The 16,165-nt window shown below is 35.5% G+C and carries 16 protein-coding genes; 11 read left to right on the top strand and 5 right to left on the bottom strand.

The window, feature by feature from the left end; genetic code table 11:
- Positions 1-58: 58 nt before the first annotated feature.
- The 7 genes from EOD40_RS09265 (at position 59) to EOD40_RS09295 (ending at position 9,661) form a co-directional block, all read left to right on the top strand.
- Complete coding sequence (locus EOD40_RS09265; RefSeq protein ID WP_128194848.1) at positions 59-1,573, top strand: hypothetical protein; 1,515 nt, start codon at positions 59-61, stop codon at positions 1,571-1,573.
- A gap of 354 nt (positions 1,574-1,927) precedes the next feature.
- Positions 1,928-5,581 (top strand): phosphoribosylformylglycinamidine synthase, encoded by a 3,654-nt coding sequence (gene purL / locus EOD40_RS09270; RefSeq protein ID WP_128194850.1) that lies wholly within the window; start codon positions 1,928-1,930, stop codon positions 5,579-5,581.
- Positions 5,582-5,702: 121 nt separating this feature from the next.
- On the top strand, positions 5,703-6,143 hold the full coding sequence (locus EOD40_RS09275; protein ID WP_128194852.1) for a DUF2059 domain-containing protein: 441 nt from the start codon (positions 5,703-5,705) through the stop codon (positions 6,141-6,143).
- A gap of 65 nt (positions 6,144-6,208) precedes the next feature.
- The gene (locus EOD40_RS09280; RefSeq protein WP_128194854.1) at positions 6,209-6,634 is read left to right on the top strand and encodes an HIT family protein; all 426 of its coding nucleotides are present in this window, start codon (positions 6,209-6,211) and stop codon (positions 6,632-6,634) included.
- Between the two features lie 388 nt (positions 6,635-7,022).
- On the top strand, positions 7,023-7,400 hold the full coding sequence (locus EOD40_RS09285) for a GNAT family N-acetyltransferase (protein WP_128194856.1): 378 nt from the start codon (positions 7,023-7,025) through the stop codon (positions 7,398-7,400).
- 64 nt (positions 7,401-7,464) lie between these two features.
- Positions 7,465-8,880, top strand: a complete 1,416-nt coding sequence (locus EOD40_RS09290) for an aminotransferase-like domain-containing protein (RefSeq protein ID WP_128194858.1) — start codon at positions 7,465-7,467, stop codon at positions 8,878-8,880.
- Position 8,881: 1 nt separating this feature from the next.
- Entirely contained in the window at positions 8,882-9,661 is a 780-nt protein-coding gene (locus EOD40_RS09295; protein ID WP_128194860.1) for a PhzF family phenazine biosynthesis protein, read from the top strand.
- Between the two features lie 89 nt (positions 9,662-9,750).
- On the opposite strand, the gene EOD40_RS09300 is transcribed toward EOD40_RS09295, so the two are convergent.
- From EOD40_RS09300 to EOD40_RS09315, 4 genes are all read right to left on the bottom strand, one after another.
- A complete protein-coding gene (locus EOD40_RS09300) occupies positions 9,751-9,939 on the bottom strand; it encodes a hypothetical protein (RefSeq protein WP_128194862.1) in 189 nt (62 codons plus the stop codon).
- A 132-nt stretch (positions 9,940-10,071) separates the two neighbouring features.
- A complete protein-coding gene (locus EOD40_RS09305) occupies positions 10,072-10,623 on the bottom strand; it encodes a hypothetical protein (protein ID WP_128194864.1) in 552 nt (183 codons plus the stop codon).
- A 3-nt stretch (positions 10,624-10,626) separates the two neighbouring features.
- Complete coding sequence (locus EOD40_RS09310; protein ID WP_128194866.1) at positions 10,627-11,109, bottom strand: RNA polymerase sigma factor; 483 nt, start codon at positions 11,107-11,109, stop codon at positions 10,627-10,629.
- A gap of 56 nt (positions 11,110-11,165) precedes the next feature.
- Entirely contained in the window at positions 11,166-11,354 is a 189-nt protein-coding gene (locus EOD40_RS09315; RefSeq protein WP_128194868.1) for a hypothetical protein, read from the bottom strand.
- Between the two features lie 276 nt (positions 11,355-11,630).
- On the opposite strand from EOD40_RS09315, the gene EOD40_RS09320 reads away from it, so the two are divergent.
- The 4 genes from EOD40_RS09320 (at position 11,631) to EOD40_RS09335 (ending at position 14,363) form a co-directional block, all read left to right on the top strand.
- Positions 11,631-12,476, top strand: a complete 846-nt coding sequence (locus EOD40_RS09320) for a class I SAM-dependent methyltransferase (RefSeq protein WP_128194870.1) — start codon at positions 11,631-11,633, stop codon at positions 12,474-12,476.
- A 123-nt stretch (positions 12,477-12,599) separates the two neighbouring features.
- Entirely contained in the window at positions 12,600-12,938 is a 339-nt protein-coding gene (locus EOD40_RS09325; RefSeq protein ID WP_128194872.1) for an ArsR/SmtB family transcription factor, read from the top strand.
- Complete coding sequence (locus EOD40_RS09330) at positions 12,916-13,419, top strand: SRPBCC family protein (RefSeq protein WP_128194873.1); 504 nt, start codon at positions 12,916-12,918, stop codon at positions 13,417-13,419. Before EOD40_RS09325 ends, EOD40_RS09330 begins: the two co-directional genes overlap by 23 nt.
- Complete coding sequence (locus EOD40_RS09335; protein WP_128194875.1) at positions 13,416-14,363, top strand: DUF6807 family protein; 948 nt, start codon at positions 13,416-13,418, stop codon at positions 14,361-14,363. Before EOD40_RS09330 ends, EOD40_RS09335 begins: the two co-directional genes overlap by 4 nt.
- A gap of 88 nt (positions 14,364-14,451) precedes the next feature.
- Here EOD40_RS09335 and EOD40_RS09340 read toward each other — a convergent pair whose 3' ends face one another.
- Positions 14,452-15,984, bottom strand: coding sequence for a SulP family inorganic anion transporter (locus tag EOD40_RS09340; protein ID WP_128194877.1), 1,533 nt, complete (start codon positions 15,982-15,984; stop codon positions 14,452-14,454).
- Positions 15,985-16,165 lie beyond the last annotated feature (181 nt).

Genomic DNA, 16,165 nt, shown 5'->3' on the forward strand with positions numbered 1-16,165 from the left:
TTTAAAATTAAGTCTCAACAAATAAGATTTTTTCTATTTTTACAAAAAAACAAAACCCATGCGTCCCTTTTCGCTACTTTTTATCTTTACAATTCTAATAACAATCTGTTCCTGTCGCACCGATTTTTCTACTGTACCCAGTGATGGAAAATTAGGTTTTTCAAGAGATACCGTTTTTTTAGACACTGTTTTTTCGACTATCAGTTCGAGTACTTACTTATTGAAAGTATACAATCACAGCAAAAATGACATTAGCATTCCAACGATTAAATTTGGTAAAGGTTTAAACTCTAAATACCGCATGACAGTTGACGGCATGCAGGGCGAAAACAATAAAATCTTCAATAATGTAACTCTATTAGCCAAAGACAGCCTCTATGTCTTTATCGAAACCACTCCGAATAGTTCAGATGCGAATCCTGTCGATTTTTTATATACTGACAACATTGAATTTGACAGTGGTACTAATTTACAAAAAGTAGCCTTACTTACTTTAGTGAAAGATGCTGTTTTTCTGTATCCAAAACGCTTCAACGATGGCACCACCGAAACCGTAACTTTTGACAACACAAAACTAAACGGTTTTTATTTAGACGAAAATGATGCTACCAATGGCAACGAATTGCATTTTACCAATCAAAAAGCTTATGTAATTTACGGCTACGCCAGCGTTCCCGAAGGAAAAACAGCTGTTTTTGATGCGGGAGCCCGGGTTTATTTTCATACTAATTCGGGCTTAATTGTACCACAAGGAGCTACTTTACAATGTAACGGAAACGTTTCAAACACTAACAAACAGGAAAAAGAAATCGTTTTTGAAGGCGATCGACTTGAAGCGGATTATGCCAATGTTCCAGGACAATGGTCGACCATCTGGTTACGTAATGGCAGCACAGCTCACAAAATCAATCACCTCACGATAAAAAATGCGACTATTGGTTTGCGAATTGACAATCATGACAACACCACCATTTCGATTAAGAATAGCCAAATTTACAATAGCTCTAACTATGGAATTTTAGCTCAAAACGCCCGGATAAAAGGCGAAAACATCGTAATCAATACCGCGGGACAAACTGCTTTAAACTGTACTTATGGTGGAAATTACGAGTTTACACATTGTACTTTTAACAATAATTGGAGTAACGCAACCCAATTGGCTTTAGCGATAAGCAATTCCAAATTAGGCGCAAATCCTGAAGTCCAAGATTTAACCAAAGCCACTTTTAACAATTGCATCATTTATGGCGCGTATTCAAACGAATTGAATTTGGATAAAAACAATGCGGCCCTATTTGAATACCAATTCAATAATTGCCTGTTAAAATCTGATGCCAGCAACTCGAATCCTTTGTACAATTTCTTAGGTGATGCAACACATTACAAAAACATAATTATGAATCAAAACCCTCGTTTTTTTGATATTGCAAAAAACAAACTCAATATTGACAATACTTCTGCTGCTTTTGCAAAAGGAAATCCAGCTTATTTAATCCCGCTGGACATCAACGGAAAAACCAGAACTTTGCCTCCTGATCTGGGAGCTTACCAAAGTATAGCGTTTCCGAAATAAAATTGATTTTAAACACAAAGAGCACAAAGCTCTCACAAAGAATACAAAACAGTCCTTAGTTTTTAAAAACCGAAATCTGCTTTCTAATATCATTCATTTAGCAACACAGATTTAAAAAATATGAGAAATTAAAATAATTTTCATCTGTTTTCATAATTTCCATTTTTTACCATAGATTATTTTTTTCCTAATCTGTGAATATTTCTTCGATTTCTTAAATCTGTGTTCTAAATTCTGCCTTCTGCAAACTGAATACTGAACACTGATTTCGACTACTTTAAAAAGTCTTTTTTACACTTGTCCGTACTGTTTTTTTAACCTAAATTTGCATCGCAATTCATCAAATACAAAATAATGATTCATTTCTTTGAAAACCAAAGCAACGCAATTTTTGCCGTACAAACACAAGGCGAAATTTCGGCTCAAGATATTTCTAAACTGAACTGGCTTTTTGCCAATGCAAATAAAATAGAGAAATCCGTATTGACGGATTTTTTTGTTGGTCCTCGCGCCACTATGATTACGCCTTGGAGTACCAATGCCGTAGAAATTACCCAAAACATGGGGATTTCTGGAATCATTCGTATCGAAGAATTTTATAAAGCAAAGGAAGATTTCACTGATTTCGACCCAATGCTTTCTCAAAAATATACCGAATTAAATCAAGATATTTTTACCATCAATGTGCAACCGGAAGCTATTTTGAATATTGATGATATTGACGCTTACAACAAACAGGAAGGTTTGGCTTTAAGCTCAGAAGAAGTAGAATATTTAGATAATTTGGCAACCAAATTAGGAAGAAAACTAACTGATTCTGAAATTTTTGCTTTCTCACAGGCGAATTCAGAGCACTGTCGTCACAAGATTTTCAACGGAACTTTTGTTATTGATGGTATCGAAAAAGAAACTTCTCTTTTCAAATTAATCAAGAAAACATCTCAGGAAAATCCTAACGATATTGTTTCGGCTTACAAAGACAATGTGGCTTTTGTAAAAGGTCCAAGAGTACAACAATTTGCTCCAAAAACTGCAGACAAACCAGACTTTTATGAAGTAAAAGAATTTGATTCTGTTATCTCATTAAAAGCTGAAACACACAATTTCCCTACTACTGTGGAACCTTTCAACGGTGCTGCAACAGGTTCAGGAGGAGAAATTCGTGACCGTTTGGCTGGAGGTCAAGGTTCATTACCAATGGCAGGAACTGCAGTTTATATGACTTCTTACTCAAGATTGGAAGAAAACAGACCTTGGGAAAACGGCGTTGCAGAAAGAAAATGGTTGTATCAAACACCAATGGATATTTTAATCAAGGCATCTAACGGAGCTTCTGATTTTGGAAATAAATTTGGACAACCTTTAATTACAGGTTCTCTTTTAACATTCGAACACCAGGAAAATGACCGTAAATTAGGTTACGATAAAGTAATCATGCAGGCGGGAGGAATTGGTTTTGGAAAATTAGATCAAGCTATCAAAAACAAACCACAAGAAGGCGATAAAATCGTTATTCTTGGTGGAGAAAATTATAGAATCGGAATGGGTGGTGCTGCTGTTTCTTCGGCAGACACAGGAGCTTTCGGTTCAGGAATTGAATTAAATGCTATCCAACGTTCGAATCCGGAAATGCAAAAACGTGCTGCTAATGCCATCCGTGGTTTAGTAGAAAGCGATAATAACCCAATTGTTTCTATTCACGATCACGGTGCCGGTGGACACTTAAACTGCCTTTCGGAATTAGTGGAAGATACAGGAGGTTTAATTGATTTAGACAAATTGCCAGTGGGTGACCCTACCCTATCGGCAAAAGAAATCATTGGTAACGAATCTCAAGAAAGAATGGGATTAGTTATTGGTCAAAAAGACATTGACACCTTACAAAGAATTGCCGACAGAGAGCGTTCGCCAATGTATCAGGTGGGTGATGTAACTGCTGACCACCGTTTTACTTTCGAATCAAAAACTACTGGTGAAAAACCAATGGATTACGCTTTGGAAGACTTCTTTGGTAGTTCTCCAAAAACGGTAATGACAGACAAAACTGTTGATTACAACTACACTAATTTAGATTACAACATAAAAAACATAGCTACTTACTTAGAACAAGTTTTACAACTGGAAGCAGTTGCTTGTAAAGACTGGTTGACCAATAAAGTGGACCGTTGCGTGGGTGGAAAAGTAGCTAAACAACAATGTGCCGGACCATTACAATTGCCTTTGAACAACTGTGGTGTAGTAGCTTTGGATTATTTAGGAAAAGAGGGAATTGCAACTTCTATAGGTCACGCTCCTATCTCAGCTTTAATTGATCCTGTTGCAGGTAGCCGTAACGCGATTGCCGAATCACTATCGAATATTGTTTGGGCTCCAATTAAAGACGGATTGAAAGGAATTTCTCTTTCGGCCAACTGGATGTGGGCTTGTAAAAACGAAGGTGAAGACGCTCGTTTGTATGCTGCCGTTGAAGGATGTTCTGACTTTGCCATCGAATTAGGAATCAATATTCCAACAGGAAAAGATTCGCTTTCGATGAAACAAAAATATCCAAATGATGAAGTAATTGCACCGGGAACGGTAATTATTTCGGCAGGTGGTAACTGTACTGACATTAGAAAAGTGGTAGAACCTGTTTTACAAAAAGACGGTGGTTCTATTTATTATATCAATTTATCTCAGGACGAATACAAATTAGGAGGTTCTTCATTTGCACAAATCCTGAACACAATTGGAACTGAAACGCCTACAATTAAAGACGCTGCTTTCTTTAAAAATGCGTTCAACACGATCCAGGAATTAATCCTAGACAATCAAATTGTAGCTGGTCACGATATTGGAAGTGGTGGTTTAATCACTACTTTATTAGAAATGTGTTTTGCTGATGTTAACTTAGGAGCAAAAATTGATTTCTCTGTTTTTGAAGAAAAAGACATCATTAAATATTTATTTGCTGAAAACATCGGAATTGTATTTCAGGCGAAAGAAGATACTGTTTTAGAAAGCAAATTGAATGCTAACGGAATTTCGTTCTACAAATTAGGAACAGCAACTAATGAAGCTACTTTAGACTTTGGTCCATGTAAATTAGACATTACTAAATACAGAGACATTTGGTTTAAAACTTCATTCTTATTAGACCAAAAACAATCTAAAAACGGAACTGCACAAGAGCGTTACGACAACTATAAAAACCAAGCCTTAGACTTTAGTTTCCCTGCTCACTTTACAGGAAAAAAACCTGAAGTTGATGCTTCTAAACCAAGACCAAAAGCTGCTATCATCCGTGAAAAAGGAAGTAATTCAGAACGCGAAATGGCAAACGCTATGTACTTAGCAGGTTTTGATGTAAAAGACGTTCACATGACCGATTTGATTTCGGGACGTGAGACTTTAGAAGACATTCAGTTCATTGGAGCTGTGGGTGGATTCTCAAATTCAGATGTTTTAGGTTCTGCTAAAGGTTGGGCCGGAGCATTCAAATACAACGAAAAAGCCAATACAGCTTTGAAAAACTTCTTCAAAAGAGAAGACACTTTATCTGTTGGAATCTGTAATGGTTGCCAATTGTTCATGGAATTGGAAGTAATTAATCCAGAGCACGAAGTACACGGAAAAATGTTGCACAACAACAGCCACAAACACGAAAGTATCTTTACATCGGTAACCGTACAGGAAAACAACTCAGTAATGTTATCTAGTTTAGCTGGTACCACTCTTGGAGTTTGGGTTTCTCACGGTGAAGGAAAATTTAATTTACCAATGGGTGAAGAAAATTACAGCATCGTTGGTAAATACGGTTATGAAGGATATCCTGCAAACCCTAATGGTTCTGATTTCAATACAGCCATGTTGTGTGATGCTACAGGACGTCACCTGGTAACGATGCCACACATTGAACGTTCAGTTTTCCAATGGAACTGGGCTAATTATCCAAGCAACAGAAACGACGAAGTTACACCTTGGCAGGAAGCATTTGTCAACGCCAGAAAATGGATTGAAAATAACTAATTTTTAGTTTTTAAATAATTAAAGCGTTCTCGAAAGAGAGCGCTTTTTTTGTGAGATAATTTTTATTACTCAATTTTAAATACTTACTTTTAAAACCTTTATTAAACAAACTAAACAAACCATGAAAAAATCACTACTAATTCTAAGCTTCTGTATTCTTTCCTTTTCAGCAAATGCACAAAGCACTTCAAAAAGCCAAAAAATAAATCAACTCCTTGAATTAACGGGTTCGGGAAAAATGGCAATACAAATGATAAACCAGATTACAACTAGTTTTAAAACTTCCTATTCTAAAGCTGGTGACAAATTTTGGGAAGATTTTAAAAACGAAGTAAAAGCAGAAGATCTGGAAAAGATGATTATCCCTATTTATGATAAATATTACACTGAAAATGACATTGACCAATTAATTACATTTTATAATTCTCCTATTGGGAAAAAAATGATTAGTACCATGCCTCAGATAATGACCGAATCCATGACTGCTGGACAAAACTGGGCAAAACAAATTATAGAAAAATACCACGCTAAACTTAAAGAAAAAGGCAATTTGGAAAAGTAAAATAGTATGGATAGCTTTGCCAAAGCCTATCAAACGGATTTTATAAATTTATTAAATAAAAAAATATGCCATCACCAGTTTCTGAATGTTTGTATTGCCAGGAAAACGAAACCTTACACAACTTAATGATTAAAATTACCGACCTGAAAGTATCGCAATTGTTCTTATTCAAAGAGCAATCATACACCGGCCGTTTAAATGTAGTTTACAAAGATCACGGAGTTGAATTTTATGAACTAAGCGACGAACAACGCAATGCATTTATGGATGATGTAGCCACCACTGCTAAAGCCATTGCTAAGGCTTTTAATCCTGATAAAATTAATTATGGCGCTTTCTCTGATACCTTATCACATTTGCATTTCCATATAGTACCTAAATACAAAGATGGTTATGGTTTTGGAAGTGTTTTCGAAATGAATCCAAACAAAGTAACTCTTACAGACGCTGAATACGATGCTATAATCGAAAAAATTAAAGCGGCGCTATAAAATCCTGAAACTGATTTACAAAACAGAATCCTCTTTTAACTTAGTCTTAAAAGAGGATTTTTTTTTTTTTGCCATGCTCTCTTTAACAGGAACACGGACCTGTCTGCCGACAGGCAGGTTAAGCTGATTCTAGCAGATTATCACAGATTTAAAAAAATATTTTTAAAATTTGTAATGATTTTTAGAAGCTAAAGTGAGGCTTATATGAACTTCATTTCTAAGCCATAAAAATTATAAACTAGATATATAAGATAAAGCCAAAAACTTATATGACTTATATGTTTTTAAAAACGGACACAATCAACAAACTGTACCCGTAAACAACAGTATTTCTGTATCTGTACTTATCCTTTTGGAATGGATAATTTTACTTTCTAAATATCAAAGTATGGAAACAATTATCAAACAACAGCAAAATCTAAGCTTCAGAGCAGTTACAATCTCTGATATGAATTCAATTGTAAGACTTTATCAGGAACAAAAAACAACATCAGATTCAGCATTAACAAATCAGTTTGGCCTACCTTTTTATGTAGCCGAATTGGACAGTAAAATAGTTGGTTACTCTTGCGCAACTGCATATAATTCAAACAATTATCAGATAAAAACCTATATTGATTCTCCATTTTTTAATGCTTCCGTTAACGAAAGTTTAGCACAGGAATCTGCTGATTTTTTCAAAAATGAATGGAAAAATGGTCATTATAGAAATCTATCCACAGCTATAAATCAATTGGTTAATTGGTTAAACAATTCCAATTCCTAAGCCCCAAACGGTTACAGTTGTAATTTTTACTACTTTTATAGGACACAAATAACACAATCATAAAATGTCGAAAGAAATTTTATATTTAAAGATTGCAAAAATAATCGAAGAGCAAATTGCAGCTGGAACCCTAAAAACAGGAGAAAAGCTGCCGTCAATTCGTACCGTACAAAAAATCTACAATGTCAGCATCAATACGGTAAAACAGGCTTTTTTAGAATTAGAAAGCAAATCTTTAATAGAATCCCGACCAAAATCAGGTTATTATGTCAGCAGGGCTTTCAATACCCGACTGGCACTTCCTTCGATAAACAAACTCCATTTATCCGACAAAGAAAAAACTCCTGAAGACTTAATCGGTAAGGTATTCAATACCTTGACCAACAAAGATTTCACACAGTTTTCACTGGGAGTTGTGGATAAAAGTATGCTGCCCATTGCTAAACTCAACAAAGGAATTGTAAAAATGTTGCGCAATTTAGAAGACAGCGGAACGGGCTACGAACCAGCACAGGGAAATATCAATTTGAGGAGAAATATTGCCAAATGGTCTTTTACCTGGGATGGTCATTTGACAGAAGATGATATTGTAACTACCTCCGGAGCGCTAAATGCGCTTTTTTATTCTTTAATAACTGTAACTAACCCCGGAGATACTGTTGCCATTGAAAGTCCTGTTTATTTTGGTATTTTACAAATGATAAAATCATTGGGATTAAATATTATTGAACTTCCTACACATCCGGTTACAGGTGTGGCCATCGAAGATTTAAAAAAAGTACTGCCTAAAATTAAGGCTTGTTGTTTTGTTACCAATTTCAACAATCCTTTGGGAAGTTGTATGCCTGAAGAAAATAAAAAAGAAGTGGTTCGCTTGCTTACGCTACACAATATCCCTTTGATAGAAGACGATTTGTATGGCGATATTTTCTTTGGCACCAGCCGACCAAAACCTTGTAAAGCTTTTGACGAAGCCGGAATTGTCATGTGGTGTGGTTCGGTATCTAAAACCTTAGCTCCGGGTTATCGCGTGGGCTGGGTTGCTCCGGGTAAATTCAAAGAAAAAACTATTCGAAAAAAACTATTACATACTATGTCCAGTCCGCCATTGTATCAGGAAGTGGTTGCCGATTTTATGGAGCATGGCCGATACGAACATCATTTAAGAGGGTTACGAAATACTTTATATTCCAATTATTTGCATTTTCAACGAACAATTGAAGCCTATTTTCCTGAAAATACCAAGATTTCAAAACCCCAAGGCGGATTTGTATTGTGGTTAGAGCTAGACCCAAAAATTGATACCGCAGCCTTATATGATATTGCCATACAACAAAAAATAGGTTTTGCCCCTGGCAGAATGTTTACCCAACACAATCAATACAACAATTGTATGCGATTGAATTTTGCCATAAAATGGGATGAAAAAGTCGAACACAGCCTCAAAAGGCTGGGTTCATTAATCAAACAACAACTATAAAATGAAAATATACCAAATTGATGCCTTTACTAAAAGTGTTTTTTCCGGAAATCCGGCTGCTGTTTGTCCGCTTGAGGAATGGATAAGCGATGAAATCATGCTAAAAATAGCCGCCGAAAACAATCTGGCTGAGACTGCTTTTTATGTAAAAAATGGCGATAAATATGAAATCAGATGGTTTACACCAAAAGTTGAAGTTGACCTTTGCGGGCACGCAACTCTGGCGGCTGCTTACGTTCTATTTCATTATGAAAATCATAGCGATTCTGTAATTACATTTCAATCACCCAGAAGCGGCGATTTGACAGTAACCAAGGAAGGAGATTTACTTTCGTTAAACTTTCCAGTTGATAAATTGGAACCAATTCCTTTGACAAATGAAATCTTGGATGCCTTTGACAGCAAACCCCAATTGGCTTTTAAAGGAAAAACCGATTATATGCTCGTTTTTAATAATGAAGAAGAAATACTGAATTTAAAACCCAATTTCGAAAAAATTTCAAAACTGAACGTTCGTGGCGTAATTGTAACTGCCCAAGGTGATAACTCTGATTTTGTTTCCCGCTTTTTTGCGCCACAATCTGGTGTCAATGAGGATCCGGTTACGGGTTCAGCACATACAACTCTTATTCCTTATTGGGCAAAAGAACTGAATAAAACTAGCTTGTCAGCTATCCAACTTTCGGAAAGAAAAGGCTATTTAGATTGTGAATTATTAGAAAACAGAGTTCGCATCAGCGGATATGCTGCATGTTACCTGATTGGGAATCTGTTTATATAAAAAAGAAAAGCCACTTTAAAAACTAAAGTGGCTATCTATAAAAATTCATCAAACCCTAAAATGACAAATTCTATTTTTTATATTATATATTAATCTATTTCTACAAGAACATTTTCCATGAAGATTTCCGGCTCTCTTTCGGTACGCCAGTACTCAGCAAGAATACTCAAAACAACATCTTTTAACCCACTGAAAGAACTTTCAACTTGATGCTCTTCGTCTTTGATTACTTCAATAATCAATTCATTTACTTTTTTAATTTTCTCTGAATTTGTCATCTTGTCTATGGTTAATTATTAATTTTTTCTACTCTTTTAATTCGAAATAAAAGTATAGGAATTCGCTTTTTACGGCAATACCCACTTTTAGTGATTTTTTAGCAAGAAATTAATAAAAAACGAAGGATTATCTTACTCTGAATCAAAAAACGTTATAATTACACTTTTTAGAGTATTCAAACGCTTAACCCAAATTTGATATAAAGCGAACAATTGAATTAGAAAAACAAGCAGAATTAAGCTTAATAAAAAATACTTAGTTGTTGTAAAATGAATATTATAGCAAAAGAATAACAACAAACCACTAACAAAACCCACTCTGGCTATAATGGCTATCAAAGCATATTTTTTTAACCTATTATACAGCTGTTCCAAAGCCATTTTAACATTCGATCCATCAGCTAAATACTTATTATAATGATAACCATAAAAACTATGGAATATTGGCATTAAAAGGGCTATTATCAAAACCAAATTAACCCAAAAAGATTTTGTCGCTCCATCAAACATCGAATAATAAAGCATCAAGAAAAGTGACCAAGCCGTAACTTCAATCACAATTTGTTTTCGAATTGATTTTAAAACGGGATGTGTATTTTCCTGCAACATCAATAATAATGTCTCCTCACTTTTGGGAATGGGCCGTATGGCTTTCCAATCGGATTTTAAATTATCTATTTCCATGAGCTATTTATTTAATAAGGTTTTAATTTTTGTTTTAATTCTATTGAGTTTTACCCCAACATAATTTTCATTGATTCCTGTAATTTCGGCTATTTGCTGATAGGACAACTCTTCAAAATACAAGGCTATCAAGGCTTTTTCGCTATCATCCAATAATTTCAAAACTGCAAATAATCGTTCTTGCCTTAATCCGGGTTCATCATTTGGCTGCTCTTCGGCAAAATCAGGTAATTGATTCAAATAATTAATACTGGTGGTTTTCTTTCTAAAAGAAGCTATCGCAGTATTCAAAGCAATGCGGTACATCCAGGTACTTATTTTTGCATCTCCTCTATAATTGGGATAGGATTTCCAAAGCTGAAAAACAATTTCTTGAAACAAATCTTCACGATCTTCAACACCATCCCGATACAAGCTACAAAGCTTATGAATCATAGCATTGTACTGAGACAGTGTGGTTAAAAAATCTTTTTCAATTGATTCCATTTCGTATTATTTCATTTTCGAATACAAACTAAGATACGTAAATTCTAATTTTACCATCATCGCTTTTCCATATTTAATTCTTTCTTTATCAAACGAATATCTTCCTTAATTTCTTCATTTTGAAGTTTTAAACTATCAATCTGTTCCTGAAGATTTTTATCTCTAATTTTTGATCTTCCCTCTGGAGATGATTCTTTTCCACAAGCCACTACCATAAAAAGTAGCATCATAATAATTGTTTTCATAGGTTTTGATTTTGATACATTAGTTGTCTTTATTTCTAAAAACTTACAACTTGCTTTATTTTTTTCTCACAACAAACAAGAAACACACACAAACAACTAAGTTTCAGTGTTTTAATCAAAACAAACGTCCCTAATTTAAAACAAGTGGAAATATTTTTTCGTAAATTTATTTTAAACAATTACCATAAAAATTAGTACTGAACTTTGTTACCAACTAACAAAAAACACACATTAAAATAAGGTTTAAAATCTATTTACAACTAAAACAAAAAAGACATGGAAGCACAACTTGAACAAATTCGGGAGCAACAAAAAGACTCCTGGAACAAATTTTCACCTGGTTGGAAAAAATGGGACAGCCTGATTATGGAATTCTTACAACCCATAGGTGATGAAATGATAAAACTTCTAAACCCAAGAGAAAATGAAACCGTACTGGATGTTGCATCAGGAACCGGGGAACCGGGAATTAGCATTGCCCGAAAAATAGGAAACGGTAAAATAATATTCACCGATCTAGCTGCAGGCATGCTTGAAATAGCTGAGGAAAACGCTCGTAAAGCAGGAATCCCAAATTTTGAAACCCAGGTTTGCGATGTTTCTGAACTTCCATTTGCTGACAACAGTTTTGATATTATTAGCTGTCGTCTGGGTTTTATGTTTTTTCCTGATATGCAAATGGCCGCCAAAGAATTAGCCAGAGTACTGAAACCCGGAGGACGAATTACAACTTCGGTGTGGACTGGTCCTGAAAAAAACTTCTGGGTCACTGCCATTGGCGGAACTATAAACAAAAACATGGGGCTTGAAGCTCCTCCTGAAGGTGCTCCTGGTATGTTTCGCTGTGCCAAACCGGGATTTATTTCCAACATGTTTAAAGAAGCAGGTCTAAAAAACATCTCGGAATCAGAAGTATTAGGAGCGGTAAATTGCGGAACTGCCGAAACATATTGGTCCATGATGACTGAGATTGCAGCTCCATTTGTGGCTGCGCTGAGCAAAGCCGATGACAGCATGAGGGCAAAAATTAAAAAAGAAGTTTCTGAATTAATCAATGAAAAATTTCCCGATGGTAATGTTTCAATCCCTTCAAGTGCATTCGTTATTTATGGAGAAAAATAATATTTAAATATTCCTCTGAGACATTTTTTTATTAGAAATATTAAAAAAATGCTTCAAAAAATTGCGCAACCAATTAATTGCATTTAAATTTGCAACTAATTGGTTTCTTAATTTAAAATAAAAATGAGAAGAGATATATTCCAAGCCATTGCCGATCCTACAAGAAGAGCCATCATAGGTCTCATTGCCGTTCAGGCTATGACACCTAATACCATTGCGGAACATTTTGAAACCAGCAGACAAGCCATTTCTAAACATTTGCGAATTCTTTCGGAATGTGAATTAATCCAACAGGAGCAAAAAGGACGGGAAATTTATTACCAACTTGAACTCAATAAACTGAAAGAAATAGACCAATGGTTAGCACAATTTAAAGCCATTTGGGAAAATAGATTTAACGAACTTGATAACATATTAGCAAACCTTAAAAACAAAACAGATGAAAACGAATCTACAATTTGACTTCATTGTCAATAAAGAAAACAAAACCGTAAACGTAACAAGAAAATTTGCGGCCAAGCTTCCATTGGTTTGGGATGCCTGGACTAAGCCTGAAATATTGGATTTATGGTGGGCACCAAAACCTTATCAAACCAAAACAAAATCGATGGATTTTAGAGAAGGTGGCACTTGGTTGTATTACATGGAAAGTCCTGAAGGAGCTATACACTGGTGTAAAAACGATTATAAAAAAATTGAACTATTAAAAAGCTTTTCTGGTTTGGATGCGTTTTGTGATGAAAACGGCACTACAAACAACGACTTTCCACGTACAGTTTGGAACAATACTTTTACTGAAAACGGAGAAACTACAACAGTAAACATTGTGGCTCAATATGAAAAACTAGAAGATTTGGAACAAATCATTGCTATGGGATTCCAGGAAGGATTCACAATGGCATTAGGCAATCTTGATGACTATTTAAACGAAGTAACTAAATGATTCTATCCAAAAAAGCCCGTCTGGTAGTAACAATTATTCTTTGTAGCCAAATCAATTTTGGTCAGGTCAATTTAAAAATCGAAAAGAATCAAAGCCACTTTACCGAAGGCAAAGACAGTATTTTAACCTACCAAGCCTCAGAAAAGTCGATTAATAGGAAATACATCCGTTCAAATTATATTCATCCATTATATACTTTGGATGGTACCGTTTTAACCGAAGATTTCCCTGTAGATCATTTGCATCATCGGGGAATTTTCTGGACTTGGCATCAATTGTATATTGGCGACAAAAGAATTGGCGACGGCTGGGAAATACAAAATTTTAAATGGGAAGTCACTTCTGTAAAAGAGAAAAAACAAAAAGACGCCAGCAAGGCCATACAAACTACCGTTCTTTGGAAGTCCCCTTTGTGGTCTGACAAAAAAGGCAACGAAAAAGCCTTTGTGAAAGAAATGACTACTATCCAAGTCTATCCAAAACAATCGCATTATCGCTTAATTGATATTGAGATTGCATTATTAGCACTTGAACCCAATATGAAAATTGGTGGCTCAGAAGACGAAAAAGGTTATGGTGGTTTTTCTCCTCGAATTCGCCTTAGTGATGACATTCTGTTTACTGATCTAAGCGGAAAAATCACACCCACTAACCTTCCAATCCCCGCCAGCGAGTGGATGGATATTTCGGGTTCTTTAGGAAAAAATGGAAATAAATCCGGACTTACTATTTTATGTAATCCTAAAAACCCGGGAGCTAAAAATCCCTGGATTTTACGGGCTAAAAAAAGTATGCAAAATGCAGTCTATCCGTTTCCCGGAGCAAAAGCAGTTCCGCTATCGAATAAAAAACCAACTGTGTTGCGCTACCGATTAATCATCCACGACGGCAATGCCAACAGCATTCCGATTGATGAAATTTATCATGATTATGCGAGTAAATAATATTGGGATGTCTTCCCGAGCGAAGTCGGGGGATTCGTTCTCGACTTCGCTCGAACTGACAATCGAAATATTCCATTCAACTTAAATACTAGTTAGAAACCACTTTATAAGTAGGATCTTCGATAATATTTACCTCAATAATTCCTTGAGCATTCTGCAACAATTGACGACAATCTTCGCTTAAATGATGCAAATAAACCGTCTTCCCTATTTTAGCATAACGCTCGGTAATTTTGTGCACGGCATCAATAGCACTCATATCGGCAATTTTACTTTCTTTAAAATCAATAATCACTTCATTTGGATCATTTAGTACGTCAAATTTCTCAGCAAATGTAGTCGTTGATGCAAAAAACAAAGGACCAAATATTTCATAATGCTTCACTCCATTCTCGTCGATATATTTTTTGGCACGAATGCGTTTGGCACTTTCCCAGGCAAAAACCAGTGCCGAAATGATAACTCCAATCAATACCGCCAAAGCCAAATTGTGCAACACAATAGTGATGAGTGCTACTGTAACACCTACAAAAATATCGTGTTTTGGCATTTTGTTGATGATTCGAAAACTAATCCATTCAAAGGTACCTATCGACACCATAAACATTACGCCGACTAAGGCTGCCATTGGCAATTTTTCAATTACTGGCGCACCAAATAATACAATACAAAGTATCGTTAAGGCTGCAACAATCCCGGATAAACGCGCTCTGGAACCTGCTGATAAATTCACTAAAGTTTGCGCAATCATAGGACAACCACCCATCCCAAAGAAAAAACCATTTAAAATATTGGCACTTCCCTGAGCCACACATTCTCTGTTTCCGTTTCCTTTTGTCCCAGTAATTTCATCCACTAAATTTAAAGTCAACAAACCTTCGGTCAATCCCACACAAGCCATAATCAAACCATACGGAAGAATTAATTGCAAAGTTTCTAAATTCAGAGGAATATTAGGGATATGAAAAGGCGGAAATCCTCCACTTACCGATGCGATATCGGCAACAGTTTTAGTTTGGATTCCAAAACCTAAAACCAACGCAAAAACTACCATAATCGCCACTAAAGAAGCCGGAATAGCTTTGGTGATTTTTGGAAACAACAACACAATTCCTATTGTCAAAGCTACCAAACCCAACATAATATACAACGGACTTCCGGACAACCAAACACTTTCGCCATTCACTATTGTCTTAAACTGTTCGAGTTGCGACATAAATATTACTACCGCCAAACCATTTACAAAACCAAACATCACGGGCTGAGGCACTAATCGAATGAACTTTCCCAATTTAAACAAACCTATCAAAATTTGAATTACTCCTGCCAATGCCACAGCGGCAAAAACATAATCCAAACCATGCGATTTCATTAAGGCTATCAACACAATTACGGTTGCTCCCGCCCCTCCGGAAACCAATCCCGGACGTCCTCCAAAAACAGCCGTTACCAATCCCATGATAAAAGCAGCATACAATCCAACCAAAGGCGGAAATCCTGCCAAAATTGCAAAAGAAAGCGACTCCGGAATCATGGTCATAGCGACCGTTAATCCCGCTAATATTTCGGTTCTATAATTTACTTTTTGCGAAAAATCAAATAAGTTAAAATACTGTTTCATTCTTTTGTGGAAGATTATAATATTAAAGCCAGACAATTAGTGGACTTTTTCCAAGAATTGCAAAAGTAAGTTTTTTAAAAGCTTGTTCAAACTAAATCGGAATTAGCAGCTCTTTGGATTTAAAACTATTTTCAAAAAACAAAAAATTGTATATTTGCCAACTCAAAATACTACATATAAA

This window comes from Flavobacterium sufflavum (genome assembly GCF_004016525.1).
GTDB lineage: Bacteria > Bacteroidota > Bacteroidia > Flavobacteriales > Flavobacteriaceae > Flavobacterium > Flavobacterium sufflavum.

Excerpts from the sequence above, each read along its gene's own strand:
- EOD40_RS09265 (WP_128194848.1), top strand. The coding sequence starts at position 59 with ATGCGTCCCTTTTCGCTACTTTTTATCTTTACAATTCTAATAACAATC.
- purL (WP_128194850.1), top strand. The coding sequence starts at position 1,928 with ATGATTCATTTCTTTGAAAACCAAAGCAACGCAATTTTTGCCGTACAA.
- EOD40_RS09275 (WP_128194852.1), top strand. The coding sequence starts at position 5,703 with ATGAAAAAATCACTACTAATTCTAAGCTTCTGTATTCTTTCCTTTTCA.
- EOD40_RS09280 (WP_128194854.1), top strand. The coding sequence starts at position 6,209 with ATGCCATCACCAGTTTCTGAATGTTTGTATTGCCAGGAAAACGAAACC.
- EOD40_RS09285 (WP_128194856.1), top strand. The coding sequence starts at position 7,023 with ATGGAAACAATTATCAAACAACAGCAAAATCTAAGCTTCAGAGCAGTT.
- EOD40_RS09290 (WP_128194858.1), top strand. The coding sequence starts at position 7,465 with ATGTCGAAAGAAATTTTATATTTAAAGATTGCAAAAATAATCGAAGAG.
- EOD40_RS09295 (WP_128194860.1), top strand. The coding sequence starts at position 8,882 with ATGAAAATATACCAAATTGATGCCTTTACTAAAAGTGTTTTTTCCGGA.
- EOD40_RS09300 (WP_128194862.1), bottom strand. The coding sequence starts at position 9,939 with ATGACAAATTCAGAGAAAATTAAAAAAGTAAATGAATTGATTATTGAA.
- EOD40_RS09305 (WP_128194864.1), bottom strand. The coding sequence starts at position 10,623 with ATGGAAATAGATAATTTAAAATCCGATTGGAAAGCCATACGGCCCATT.
- EOD40_RS09310 (WP_128194866.1), bottom strand. The coding sequence starts at position 11,109 with ATGGAATCAATTGAAAAAGATTTTTTAACCACACTGTCTCAGTACAAT.
- EOD40_RS09315 (WP_128194868.1), bottom strand. The coding sequence starts at position 11,354 with ATGAAAACAATTATTATGATGCTACTTTTTATGGTAGTGGCTTGTGGA.
- EOD40_RS09320 (WP_128194870.1), top strand. The coding sequence starts at position 11,631 with ATGGAAGCACAACTTGAACAAATTCGGGAGCAACAAAAAGACTCCTGG.
- EOD40_RS09325 (WP_128194872.1), top strand. The coding sequence starts at position 12,600 with ATGAGAAGAGATATATTCCAAGCCATTGCCGATCCTACAAGAAGAGCC.
- EOD40_RS09330 (WP_128194873.1), top strand. The coding sequence starts at position 12,916 with ATGAAAACGAATCTACAATTTGACTTCATTGTCAATAAAGAAAACAAA.
- EOD40_RS09335 (WP_128194875.1), top strand. The coding sequence starts at position 13,416 with ATGATTCTATCCAAAAAAGCCCGTCTGGTAGTAACAATTATTCTTTGT.
- EOD40_RS09340 (WP_128194877.1), bottom strand. The coding sequence starts at position 15,984 with ATGAAACAGTATTTTAACTTATTTGATTTTTCGCAAAAAGTAAATTAT.